Source organism: Sphingopyxis indica (genome assembly GCF_032879645.1).
In the GTDB taxonomy this organism is placed as follows: domain Bacteria; phylum Pseudomonadota; class Alphaproteobacteria; order Sphingomonadales; family Sphingomonadaceae; genus Sphingopyxis; species Sphingopyxis indica.
The window spans coordinates 2,521,693-2,533,570 of record NZ_CP076394.1; the positions used below are offsets into that span (position 1 = coordinate 2,521,693).

11 protein-coding genes and 2 tRNA genes are annotated in these 11,878 nt (G+C 65.2%); 7 read left to right on the top strand and 6 right to left on the bottom strand.

Annotated features, from left to right (window positions below):
* Both KNJ79_RS12075 and KNJ79_RS12080 read right to left on the bottom strand, forming a co-directional pair.
* A complete protein-coding gene (locus KNJ79_RS12075) occupies positions 1-1,089 on the bottom strand; it encodes an AI-2E family transporter (protein WP_089217124.1) in 1,089 nt (362 codons plus the stop codon).
* Positions 1,090-1,226: 137 nt separating this feature from the next.
* Positions 1,227-1,301 (bottom strand) — tRNA-Thr (locus KNJ79_RS12080).
* 45 nt (positions 1,302-1,346) lie between these two features.
* On the opposite strand from KNJ79_RS12080, the gene KNJ79_RS12085 reads away from it, so the two are divergent.
* Positions 1,347-1,547, top strand: coding sequence for a hypothetical protein (locus KNJ79_RS12085; protein ID WP_317151230.1), 201 nt, complete (start codon positions 1,347-1,349; stop codon positions 1,545-1,547).
* Here KNJ79_RS12085 and KNJ79_RS12090 read toward each other — a convergent pair.
* Both KNJ79_RS12090 and KNJ79_RS12095 read right to left on the bottom strand, forming a co-directional pair.
* Positions 1,537-1,851: a DUF1905 domain-containing protein gene (locus tag KNJ79_RS12090; RefSeq protein ID WP_317151231.1), complete on the bottom strand. Its 315-nt coding sequence runs from the start codon at positions 1,849-1,851 to the stop codon at positions 1,537-1,539. The genes KNJ79_RS12085 and KNJ79_RS12090 overlap by 11 nt on opposite strands.
* Positions 1,851-2,846, bottom strand: coding sequence for a peptidylprolyl isomerase (locus KNJ79_RS12095; RefSeq protein ID WP_317151232.1), 996 nt, complete (start codon positions 2,844-2,846; stop codon positions 1,851-1,853). The genes KNJ79_RS12090 and KNJ79_RS12095 overlap by 1 nt, the downstream gene beginning before the upstream one ends.
* 76 nt (positions 2,847-2,922) lie before the next feature.
* Here KNJ79_RS12095 and KNJ79_RS12100 point away from each other — a divergent pair.
* Positions 2,923-3,013, top strand: a tRNA-Ser gene (locus tag KNJ79_RS12100).
* Positions 3,014-3,139: 126 nt separating this feature from the next.
* Here KNJ79_RS12100 and KNJ79_RS12105 read toward each other — a convergent pair.
* Positions 3,140-3,883: a polysaccharide deacetylase family protein gene (locus KNJ79_RS12105; protein ID WP_317151233.1), complete on the bottom strand. Its 744-nt coding sequence runs from the start codon at positions 3,881-3,883 to the stop codon at positions 3,140-3,142.
* Between the two features lie 282 nt (positions 3,884-4,165).
* Here KNJ79_RS12105 and KNJ79_RS12110 point away from each other — a divergent pair, with 282 nt between their 5' ends.
* The 4 genes from KNJ79_RS12110 to KNJ79_RS12125 all read left to right on the top strand — a co-directional run bounded on the left by KNJ79_RS12110 (position 4,166) and on the right by KNJ79_RS12125 (position 8,325).
* A complete protein-coding gene (locus tag KNJ79_RS12110; RefSeq protein WP_317151234.1) occupies positions 4,166-5,137 on the top strand; it encodes an alpha/beta hydrolase in 972 nt (323 codons plus the stop codon).
* Positions 5,138-5,450: 313 nt separating this feature from the next.
* Positions 5,451-6,803, top strand: a complete 1,353-nt coding sequence (locus tag KNJ79_RS12115; protein WP_317151235.1) for a sugar MFS transporter — start codon at positions 5,451-5,453, stop codon at positions 6,801-6,803.
* Between the two features lie 18 nt (positions 6,804-6,821).
* Entirely contained in the window at positions 6,822-7,715 is an 894-nt protein-coding gene (locus tag KNJ79_RS12120) for a 2-dehydro-3-deoxygalactonokinase (RefSeq protein ID WP_317151236.1), read from the top strand.
* Positions 7,702-8,325 (top strand): 2-dehydro-3-deoxy-6-phosphogalactonate aldolase, encoded by a 624-nt coding sequence (locus tag KNJ79_RS12125; RefSeq protein WP_317151237.1) that lies wholly within the window; start codon positions 7,702-7,704, stop codon positions 8,323-8,325. Before KNJ79_RS12120 ends, KNJ79_RS12125 begins: the two co-directional genes overlap by 14 nt.
* A 274-nt stretch (positions 8,326-8,599) precedes the next feature.
* On the opposite strand, the gene KNJ79_RS12130 is transcribed toward KNJ79_RS12125, so the two are convergent.
* A complete protein-coding gene (locus KNJ79_RS12130) occupies positions 8,600-9,352 on the bottom strand; it encodes a FadR/GntR family transcriptional regulator (protein ID WP_317151238.1) in 753 nt (250 codons plus the stop codon).
* Positions 9,353-9,982: 630 nt separating this feature from the next.
* On the opposite strand from KNJ79_RS12130, the gene KNJ79_RS12135 reads away from it, so the two are divergent.
* Positions 9,983-11,866: a glycoside hydrolase family 97 protein gene (locus KNJ79_RS12135; RefSeq protein ID WP_317151239.1), complete on the top strand. Its 1,884-nt coding sequence runs from the start codon at positions 9,983-9,985 to the stop codon at positions 11,864-11,866.
* Positions 11,867-11,878: the final 12 nt, after the last annotated feature.

An 11,878-nucleotide genomic window follows, 5' to 3' on the forward strand; every position in this document is an offset into this window, starting at 1 on the left:
TCAGACGGGCGGCGGCGCCCCCAGCGCCTCGCTGCGCATATCGGTCGCAATATCCCACACCGCGATGAACATCGCCGCGACCACCGGGCCGATAACGATGCCGTGAAAGCCGAACAGCTGCAGCCCGCCCAGCGTCGTGATCAGCACCACATAGTCGGGAATACGCGTCTCGCGGCCGACGAGGACCGGGCGCAGCACATTGTCGACCATGCCGATCACGAACAGCCCGCAGAACACGAGCACCGCCCCCTGCCAGAAGCTGCCGGTAAAGAAGAGATAGAGCGCCATCGGCACCCAGACGAGCCCGGTGCCCACCGCCGGGATCAGCGACGCCGCGCCCATCAGCACGCCCCACAGCAGCGGCGCTTCGATACCGAGCGCCCACAGGATGAGGCCTCCGAGCAGGCCCTGCAGAATCGCGACCACGATCGTGCCCTTGATCGTCGCGCGCACGACGACAATGAAGCGCTCGACGAGGCGGTGGAGATGGTCGCTGCGCAGCGGCACCGCGGCCGCGACGCGCCGTTTCAGGCCTTCCCCGTCGCGGATCAGGAAAAAGGCGAGATAGAGCATCACGCTGAGCTTGAGGAGCAGGCCGAACAGGCTCTGCCCGATTTGCAGCGCCTGGCCGAGAACCGCGCGGACGCCGTCTGCAGCGCCTGCGCCGAAGCTCGTGCGGACCTCCGCAAGATTGTCGATGCCCAGATTGTGCAGGAAGCCGGTCACCCACGAAGGCATGGCCGCACGAAAGGTCGCGACGATCTGCGCCGGGTCGATGTCGCCCGACTGGATACGGTCATAGATGGCGGTGGCTTCGCCGACGAGCGCCATGGTCAGGATCGCGGCGGGCACGATCACCAGCGCGACGATCAGCAACAGCGTCAGCAGCGCCGCCGAACTCGGGCGCCGCGGCATTTTTCCGAGCAGCCGCGTATAGATGGGCGTGAAAAGGATCGCGGCGATGACCGCCCACAGGATCGCGGCGAGAAACGGCAGCAAAATCCAGGCGAAGGCTGCCGATACCGCGATCAATATCGCCATGAAGGCCCAGCGATCGTTGGTTACCGGCGGATAGCCGCTGTCCTTCATGCCCCTGCTTTCCCTGCCCGGCGCATGAGGCGCCCGCCCCCGTCCTTAACCCGGCGCGCGGCGCGCCGTAAAGCGCGCAAATCACCGCCGCGAAACGCGCGCCATGCCGGCGCTTTCGAAGGAGGGGTGTGGATAGATGGTGCTGCTGGAGAGGATTGAACTCTCGACCTCACCCTTACCAAGGGTGCGCTCTACCACTGAGCTACAGCAGCGTTCCGGCCGGCCGCAGGCGGATCGCCGCGGGGCAGGCGCGGCCTATGGCGGCGCGCCTTGCCGCTGTCAAGGTGCGAGGCTTGACGAAGCCGAGATTTCGCGAGAATGACGGCGGCGTGAGCAAGCCGCCTTCCCCCGCCGACCTCGAACGCGAACGCCGCCTTGCCGAAGCGCTGCGCGCCAATCTGCGCAAACGCAAAGCGCAGGCGCGCGAAGCCAAGGCCGAGGCGCCGTCTAAAGACTGACGGTTACCGCCACCGCATCGCCCTCGGCCAACCCCTCGGCCTTGCGCACCGCCGCCTTGACCGGCAGCAGCCAGCCGCCGCTCTCGCGATGCGGAAACACCGAGGTCTTCCAAACGGTATCGCCGATCTGCGCCTCGACCCGCGCCGATCCGAAGCCGCGCCGCCCGTCGAGCCATTGCCCGGAGATCGCCGCAAGCCGAATCGCGTCGGCCGCTTCGCCCGCAATGGTCAGGAAATACCACGCCGCCGGGCCAGCGCTGGATGTCCAGCGCCACAGCGGGGTGGTGATGGCGACGCTCTCCACTATTTTCCCCCCACCGCGCGCACCGGCACCGGGATATTGCAGATGTCGGCGCCGCCGGCGGGGCGGATGAAGAAGGGGTCGCGGCGGTTGGCGCGCGCGTCGGCATAGCGCGCGAAGCTGTCGCTCTCGGTCGACAGATATTCGAACGCCGGCCGCCCGACTTCGGGGAGGTCGCTCGCGAGCCGGACCGAGGCGATCGGCACGCGCTGCGCGGGGTCGGCATAGAAGCCGAGCGGACCGGTGCCGCGCGGCAGGCTCGACAGATGTTCGATCCCGCTCACGACGCGCCCGATCAGCGCGATATTGCGGTCGAGATGGCGCGGCGCGTGACCGATGACCGCGTAGAGCTCCGCCCCCGAACCGGTGTCGGGCGACAGGTTGCGGCCGACGCCGACCATGCCGTAGCAGTGGACAGGCCATTCATAGTCTTCATCAGTCGCCAGCGGCCAGCCACGGTCGAACAAATATGCAGCAGCATAATTATCGGGGCCAACATCGGCCGATCGCGGCCCGGTCTCGGCCGATCCGCCTTCACTCCACTTTTCAAGCAACGGCTTCATGGACTTGTCGTATTTCAACTCGATCCATTGTGTCCGATACTCGCTCTCCGGCACCGTCGCCAAGCCGTCCGGCAGCGGCTTCGCTTTCACCGCATCCTCACCATCGGGATCGCCCCATTGCGCGACATAATTGTCCTGCACCCGCGTGATCGCGGTGCCGTCCCACCAATGCGCCGCGGCGAGCTTGCGGATATTGCCGATCCAGCCCTGGCTGAACGGCGGCGGCATCAGCTGGATGACGACGCGCCGCGGCTTGCCCGCCGCGTCGGGGGCGAGATCCATCACCAGCAGGTCCGAAGGCGCGATGCGCACCCACTCCCCCGCCGCTGCGGCTTCGACAATTTCCCCCGGTGACGGCGCGGGCGCCGCCTCTTCGGCATGGACGGGAAGCAAAAGCGCGGCGGCCGCGGTCGCGGCGAGGAGCAGTTGTCTCATCGCGCCTGTCTGCCACGCCCAACCGGCTTGCGAAACCCCCGCCAAGCGATTAGGGCGCCCCTTCCAGAGCAGATGCGGAGCGGTGGCCGAGTGGTCGAAGGCGCTCGCCTGGAAAGTGAGTATACGGCAAAACCGTATCGAGGGTTCGAATCCCTCCCGCTCCGCCACGCTCCAATGCCGCATGGCCCCATCGGTTTTCCGTGACCCGGCGCGCAGCGTGCTTTCTGCACATGAGCACCGGAAGCGCGGAAAGACGCCATTTGCAGGCCGCCAGAGCTGAATGTCGATCCGCCCTAGCCTTCGGGGTGGCTGGTGACGTAATCCATGACCGTCGAAAACGGCGCAACCCAGATGGTGTCGGAATGGTCCTTTAGATAAGCGAGGAGCTGCGCGTGCGCCTCGGCGGATACCTTCAAATAATCGCCGCCGACTCCGTGAAAGCCGAGAACCAACAGGTCGCCGGCCTCTTCGGCACTTTTGACCGCAGCGATCATATCGGCGCCTGTCGCCTTTTCGTCGAACCAGCGGCACGGCACATCCATGGGATCCTCGCCGCCCGGCCAGCCCGCGCTGCGGGTATAGCGCACCAGTCCGCTGGCGCGCAGTTCGGAGAGGTAGTCCACACCGCCAGCCAGATGCTGACCGCAAGGCGTGGCGAAGCTGTGTTGCAACTTCCCGTCGATCGCCGTCAGCATGGTGTTCATCGTCCGGATTTCGGCAAGCATCATCGGGACATCATAGGCCTCGCTGGTGTCGAGCTTCCTCGCCGGCGGATAATTGGTCTGCGGGCAGGCGTGGCGAATAGTGTGGTTTCCAAGCTCGTGGCCTTCGGCCGCAGCGGCCCGCCAGCGCGCGATCTGTTCCGGTAGCAGTGCATTGCCGATCAGGAAAAACGTCCCTTTCAGGCCGGCCGCATCCAGCGCGGGAATGGCAATATCGAGATCGGAGGGCAAGGCATCGTCATAGGTCAGCACCACGGCCGCCCGTCGGCCCTCGGGCCATTGCCGCGCCTCTGCCGGGGCCGCCGTCAGCGCCATCCCGATCAGAATTGAAGCGACCCGCGATAGTAGTGTTGCCGACCGCACCGATGCCTCCCCCGATGTCCTGCTTTGAGAGCCCCTCTAGCGGATGGAAAAAACTAAGACAATATACGCGATCGGTGGCTGCGTTCGGCGCGATTCACGGCTCGGCAAACCCTTGCCGCCGGCCACCGACGCCGATCTATTGACGACCGGCGGGTTCAAGATATACTCATACAAATCATTCGGCCATTGACGAAGCCGACAAAGTCAATGTTTGCAGCGGGAGAATTGGGGGGAATGTCGAACGTCAGCCGTCGTGCGGTCCTGGGGGCCGGACTCGCCATCGCCGCGGCGCCGCGTCCAGCGCTGTCGACGCCGAACGACGAAGTGATCGAATTGTGGCCCGGTACGCCGCCCGGCGCAACCGGCGCGCCCATCGTCCGCAAGATCGACGATCAGTCGCACGACCCGAGCAATCCCGACCGCTGGATCAGGGGGATCGACCGGCCGACGCTGGTGGTCCGGCGGCCCGCGAAGCCCAACGGTGCCGCGGTTCTGCTGATTCCCGGCGGAAGCTATTGGTTCGAGGCCTATGACAATGAGGGAACCAGTCAGGCCGACTGGCTCAACGCGCGCGGCATCACCGCGTTCATTCTCCTCTATCGCCTGCCGCACGAAGGATGGCAGCATCGCGAGGACGTGCCGCTGCAGGACGCCCAGCGCGCGATGCGGCTGATCCGGTCCCGGGCACGCCAGTTCGGGATCCTGCCGGATCGCGTCGCGGTGCTCGGCTTTTCGGCCGGCGGCCATCTGGCCGGGTCGCTGGCGGCGCGTCATGCCGAATCCGTCTATGCGCGGGTTGACGAAGCCGACCGCCTTTCGGCGCGGCCCGATATTGCCGGACTAATCTATCCGGTGGTCAGCCTCGACGCGTCGTTCACCCACGCGGGTTCGCGCGACGCGCTGCTCGGCCCCGGCGCGACGGAGGCGGCCCGGCGGGCACGATCGGTAGAGCTTCGGGTCACGGAGGATATGCCGCCCACATTCCTTGTACATGCGGCCGACGACCAGGTGGTGCCGCCCGCCAACAGCATCGCCTTGTTCGGGGCAATGCAGGCCAAGGCGCGCCCTGTCGCGCTCCACATCTTCGACCGGGGCGGCCACGGCTTCGGTGTACACCCGCCTGCGAGCGAACCCGTATCTGCATGGCCCGGGCTCTTCGCCGCTTTCGGCGCCCGTCACGGAGTTTTTCCGCAATCGCTGGGCTGACCGCCTGACGCGGCGGCAGGTTGGAGCTCGGCGGGATCGTCGGCCGCGCGGAGATGTGGCTCGAATGGCAGGCAGGTCGTGGACGGGCATGGCTGCGGCGAAGCCGCGCGGGACGTTCCCTGCCTGCGGGCAATGCCGAACGGATCATGGCCCTTGGGATGGAAAATGAGCCCGGAAGCCCGGCGGATTGACAGGGTCGGTCGTGGTGACGGATCAACGTGTCGGCTGGTGCAGTCCGCATGGATCGGACACAATCCGAATATTGACCGATCGACACGGGGTATATACTCATACAAATAAGATTCGAGAGAGGATGAGCCGCTTGCCCCCAGTTTCCCACGCAACCCCTGTCGCCGCTCCGCCGCACCGTAAATCCGGCGGCTACGGAAGGCCGCTTGCTCTGCTTGCGAGCCTCTTTTTCATGTGGGGGTTCATCACGGTCATCAACAACACGCTGCTTCCTCATCTGCGCAGCGTGTTCGAGCTTGATTATACACAGACGACGCTGATCGAATCGGTGTGGTTCATCGCTTATGCGGTCGCCTCCATGCCGTCGGCCTTTTTGATCGAGCGCGTCGGCTATAAGAGGGCGATCATCATCGGGCTCCTGATCATGGCGGCCGGTGCGCTGGGCATGGTCCCGGCGGCCCGCATCCCGTCATACGAGATCACCTTGCTCGCGCTGTTCGTGATCGCGTGCGGCATCGCGCTCTTGCAGGTTGCGGCCAACCCCTATGTCGCGGTGATCGGACCGCCGGAATCGTCGGAATCGCGCCTCACGCTGGTGCAGGCGTTCAATTCGATGGGGACCTTCTTCGCGCCCTATTTCGGCGGCTATCTCATTCTCAGCCGGACGACCGGGGGCAATTCGCTCGAGGGCGCGCAGCTCACCGCGGCGGAGCGGCTGGCCGACGCGCAGGCGACGCAGCTGCCCTATGTCATGGTCGCGGCGGTGCTCGTCATCATCGCCCTGGTCTTCTGGCGCGCGAAGCTGCCCGCTCTGGGAGCGGCAACCCGCCGCGCCCATGCCTCCGAGCGCACGACCGTCCCGCTGTGGAAGCTTTGGGCGCACCCGATCTACAAGCATCGCAATCTGGCCTTCGGCATCCCTGCGATCTTCATTTACCTGATCGCCGAAATCGGCGTCGCGAACCTCTTCATCAATTTCGCCATCCTGCCCGAGATCGCGGGCATCACCCCCGCCAAGGCAGCCAATTATCTCGTGCTGCTGTGGGGCGGAATGATGGTCGGCCGCTTTGCCGGGGCCTTCATCATGCGCGCCTTTCCCGCCAACAAGGTGCTCGCCGTCTATGCCTCGGCCGCCTTTCTGGTGATGATCGGCGCCGCCACCCTGCATGGGCCGGTCGCGATGTGGTGCCTGATCCTCGTCGGACTGTGCCATTCCATCATGTTCCCGGCGATCTTCGCAATGGGGATCAAGGGCCTCGGTCCGCTGACCGAGGAAGGATCGGGCCTGCTGATCATGGCGATCGCCGGCGGTGCGCTCGTCGTCGTGCAGGGCTGGCTCGCCGACACCGTCGGCCTCCAGAACAGCTTCTGGCTCACCGTCGCCTGCGAACTCTACGTCCTCTTCTACGCCTTGTGGGGCTCAAAACCCACCAACGCCCTGCCGCCGGAAGAACTGCGTGAACCGGCGCAGCCATAACCGGCCGGGTTTCAGGCGATGACCGGCCTTCGCCTATTGGGGGATTGGGGCAGCACGCGCCTCAGGCTCTGGCGCCTGGAGGACGGCCAGATCACGGACAGACGCGAAGGTCCCGGCGTGATCGGCCTCCAACAACCGGCGGCCGATATTCTGCTGGACGCCATCGCTCCATGGCGCACCGCCGGCGCCAGCCGCGTCACCCTGTGCGGCATGGCGGGCGCGCGCGGCGGCCTGCACGAGGCCGGCTATGCCCCCTGCCCTCTCGACGCCGCGCAATGGACACAGCGGACGGCCGCCTTCGCGCTTGACGGCCTTGCCATCCGTATCGCCGCCGGATGCGCCTGCGACCGCGACGGCGGCCTTCGCGACCTGATGCGCGGAGAAGAAACGCAGCTGTTCGGTGCAATGACGCTGGACCCTGCGCTGGCGGAGGGGCGGCATATGCTGGTGCTTCCGGGCACGCACAGCAAGTGGGCCGTCGTCGAAAGCGGGCGCATCGTGAGCTTTCGCACCTTCCTGACCGGCGAACTGTTCGCCCGGCTAAGGGGGTCGAGCCTTCTGCCGGCCCTTGCCGGTGAAGCCGCCGGTGACGCAGCGGCCTTCGCCGCCGGTGTCGAAGCGGCGCGAGACGGGGGATTGCTCGGAAGCCTGTTTCTCGCCCGTTCTGCGCAGGTCGATGCGGGTCGGTCGGCCGAATGGGCATCGGCGTTTCTCTCCGGCCTTCTGATCGGCAGCGAATGCGCCGAAATGGCCGGCGCGGTCCCTTCCCCGTCACCCGTTCGGATCATTGGCGCGCCCGGTCTTGCCGAGCGCTATGCGGTGGCGCTGACCCGTTTCGGAACCGGTGCCGAGCCGAATGATGCGGAAGCCTGCACCCTTGCTGGATTGAGGATAGTCGATGCCGATGATTGACGAACTGCTGGCGGCGGGCACACCGCCCATTGTCGCAATATTACGAGGAATCCAGCCGGACGAAGCAGTACCGGTGGCCGCGTCGTTGATCGACGCCGGTATCCGCATGATCGAGGTGCCGCTGAACTCGCCCGAGCCGCTGAAGAGCATCGCCGCCATGCAGGCCGGCTTTGGCGAGACGGCCCTTATCGGCGCGGGCACGGTGCTGACGGTCGACGCGGTGAACGCCGTTGCCGAGACGGGCGCGCGCCTGATCGTCGCGCCCAATGTCGATCCCCCGGTGATCGCACGCGCAGTGAAAAGCGGTCTGGAGGTCATGCCTGGCTGCATGACGCCGACCGAAGCCTTCGCGGCTCTTTCGGCAGGGGCAAAGCAGCTCAAGCTGTTTCCCGCCGCGGCTCTCGGCACCGGCCATTTGAAGGCGATGTGCGAAGTGTTGCCGAAATCTGTCGGGATCTGGGCCGTTGGCGGCGTCGACGAGACCAACGCCAGCGCGTGGCTCGGCGCCGGCGCCGCAGGGGTGGCCGCGGGGGGCAGCCTCTACCGTCCGGGCCGGCCGGCCGAGGAGATTGGCCGAATTGCACGGAGGCTGGTTACCGCGCTCTCCTGATCCTGACCCTAGGTCGTAAACTCATAAATGGCGCCGTCGAGGCGCCCAAATGGCGAACAGGTCGGGGGGAAAGACGCGCCGGGAAGGCTGGTTGCCTTTCCAAGCGGCTTTCGCCCCGAGATGGAAGCCATTTGGGCGTCCCGAAGGGATTTGACCAAAATGGCCCATTGCTTCGCCGAGAAGTCTTGAAATATCGACATATTTCTGTGCCTTCTCTTCTCGCACTGGGCCATTTTGCCTCAAACCTCGATGGCGCCATTTACGAGTTTACGACCTAAGGCGTCGGCGTCCCAAGCATGGCGCCCCGCGTGTCGAGGAAAGCCATGTTGACAAGGTCGGTCATGGCGGCACGAGCCGCTTCGACATCCTCCGCCTCCACCGCATCGAATACCCGGCGATGGTCGGGCGTCGGATCGCGCAGAACGGGCGCTTCGCGGAGCTTGTACATCGTCGTCCAGTGGACCGCCGCGCCCACACTGCTCGTCAGGGTGATCAGGAAGGGGTTTCCGGACGCCTCGAGCAGGACGGCATGAAAATCCTGGTCGGCCTGGCGTCCTGCTTCGGTCGCCAGCGTATGCTCCTGCATCGCGTCCAGCGCCCTGCCCATTCGGACAACCTGATCGTCGGTTCGCCGCGTCGCGGCCAGCGCCGCCGCCTCCGGTTCGACGACCCGGCGCAGTTCGAACAGGCTTTCCAGCAGGCAATCATTGGGTTGGAACTCGAAAATCCATTGCAGCACGTCAGGATCGAGCATGTGCCATTTCACGCGGGCACTGACCTTGGTTCCTGTTTTGGGACGCGATTCGACCAATCCTTTTGCAGATAATATCCGCAGCGCCTCACGATAGGCCGTGCGCGAGATGTTCAATCGCTCGCTCGCCTCGATTTCGCCGCGCAGCGAGTCGCCCGGCGCATATCGACCCGATACGATAGCGATACCAAGGTCGCGCGCTACCGAACCGTGGATACGCAGGCGCTTTCCGGCTGTGGCCGAATGAAAATTTTGTGCTGGGGTCGGATCATCCATACGCATAGTTTAGCGCCCTTCCCCCCAGAGGCAATGCACGCGCGGTCCAAACGAAAAGGCTGATAACATTCAAGCGATCAACTTTGTGCGACAAATGGCGAGCCGCTTCCAGGTCAAAGGGTCGGGCCGCCCATCCGGAGGGCCCTTGCGCCGGACCTGATCGAGGGAATCGCACCGCGTTGTTGCAGTCTTCACCGCTGGCGCGCTCCGCCTCAGGCGGCACGTATCGCGCGGCACGGGAATCCCCTTGACAAAAGCCCCTCTCCCGCGAAATGGTAGCGGTATCATAAGGGGGGAGGGAAGAGCAGGTGAACGACGCCGCTGCAACAGCAGATTTGTTGGTCGCCCCTTGGCGGCCGGCGGCATTCGTCGAGCGACTTGTCGTGCTCGCCTCCCCGTCGATCCGCGGCGCAGCCGTCCCGGCGCGCCTTTCACCGATGCCGAAAGCTGCGTTCGGACCGGCATTTCCGACGGCAGAAAAGCCCGTCGCTGCGCCCCTGCGACCGAGTTTCTCGATACGGTGATCTTCCCCGCAACCAATATTTTCAAGACCGCCACCACGCCCCCCGTCAACTGCGTGTTGGCGACACGGCGAAAAATACCCGCCGCATAACCGGAAAGGAATTTGAAATGCTCTCTCTCTTGCTGGCGGCCACCGCACCGGTGACCGTTGTGTCGCCCGACAACAGCATCGTCATCAGTGTGGCCCCCGACGGCCAGTCCTATTCGGTGACCCGCAAGGGCGAAACCATTGTCAAGGATGCACCGCTGGGTCTGGATATCGCGAACGAGTCCGATTTTTCGAAATTGCAGCTTGTCGATGTAAGGACGCAGACGGTCGACCGCACGATCCCCCTCACCGCCACCAAGGCCAGCCAGGCCAAGGATCACTATAATGGCGCCGTCATCCGCTTTCGCGAAGACGGGGCGAGCGGCCGGACCATGTCGATCGAGGCGCGCGCCTATGACGAGGGCGTTGCGTTCCGCTATGTCCTGCCCGGCGGCAAGCCGGTGGAAGTCGCCAGCGAGAAAACCGGATTCCGCCTGGCCGGCGATCCGCAATGCGAAGTCTCGGAATTTACGGCTCCGCATGAAAACGCGTGGCAACTGAAAGCGATCTCGGCGCTGGACGCCTCGAAACTTTACGACCTTCCGATGGTCTGCGCGTCGCCGTCGGGCAAGACGCACTTCGCGCTGACTCAGGCCGGAATCGACGGCTATGCCGGGGCCGCACTGCGGCCTGTCGCCGGCGGCGTCGACGTCCATATATTTCCGCGCAAGGGCCGCCCCTATGTGGCAGTCGAATCGCCCGACGGCCTGCAGAGCGCATGGCGCGTCATCATGGCGGGCGATCGCGCGGGCGATCTGATCGCCTCGCCGCTCGTCGGCAATCTTTCGCGGCAGGCCGCCGGCGACTTCTCGTGGGTCAAGCCCGGCAAGGCGGCGTGGGACTGGTGGTCCGACCCGCTGGAAACCCCGCCTCCGACCATGGAGCGCTACCGCCACTTCATTGATTTCGCCTCTCAATCGGGCTTTCCCTATTTCCTGATCGACGCGGGCTGGGCCTACAAGACCGGCCAATGCTGCGACCTGTGGCCCGATCCCCGGAACGACATCACGCGACCGGAGGCCGGGATCGATATCCCCGCCCTCGTGCAATATGCCAGCGACAAGGGCGTGGGCCTGATCCTCTGGCTGCATTGGCTGCCGCTCGACGCTCGCCTCGACGAGGCGCTCGATCTTTACCAGAGCTGGGGCATCAAGGGCATCAAGGTCGATTTCATGGACCGCGACGATCAGGAAATGATCGACTTCTATGTGCGCGTCGCCGAAGCGACGGCAAAGCGGCACATGCTGCTCGACATGCACGGCGCCTTCCCGCCTTCCGGCCTTCAGCGCACCTATCCCAACTACATTACGCAGGAAGGTGTGATGGGCGCGGAGCATGACAAGTTCCACTGGGGCGCCGTCACGCCCGCCCACAATGTGAAACTTGCCTATACCCGCATGTTGCTGGGCCCGATGGACTATACGCCCGGCGGTTTTCGCAACGGCGCCAAAGCGGCGGGACCGGGCGACGGGTCGCTGCCGACATCGCAGCACACGCGGGGTCAGGCACTGGCGATGTATGTGGTCTATGACAGTCCGCTTCAGATGGTGTCGGACGCGCCGGAAGCCTATGCGGACGCCAGCGGCTTCGACTTCATCAAACAGGTGCCGACCGCGTGGGACGAAACCCGCTTCATCGACGGCACGCCGGAAAGCCACATCGTCCTCGCCCGCCGCAAGGGGAAGGATTGGTATATCGGGGCGATGACCAACGGAACCGCCCGCAAGGTCCGGATTCCGCTCTCCCTGCTCGGATCGGGACGCTTCGAAGCGACGATCTGGCAGGACGGAGCCTCCGGCAACGAGGTGAACCGCACCGTGCGGCAGGTGACAAGCCGCGACAGCCTGTCCATCCAGATGAGCGCCGGCGGCGGCGGCGCGATCCATCTGACGCCGATCAACTAAAGCAATTTTCGA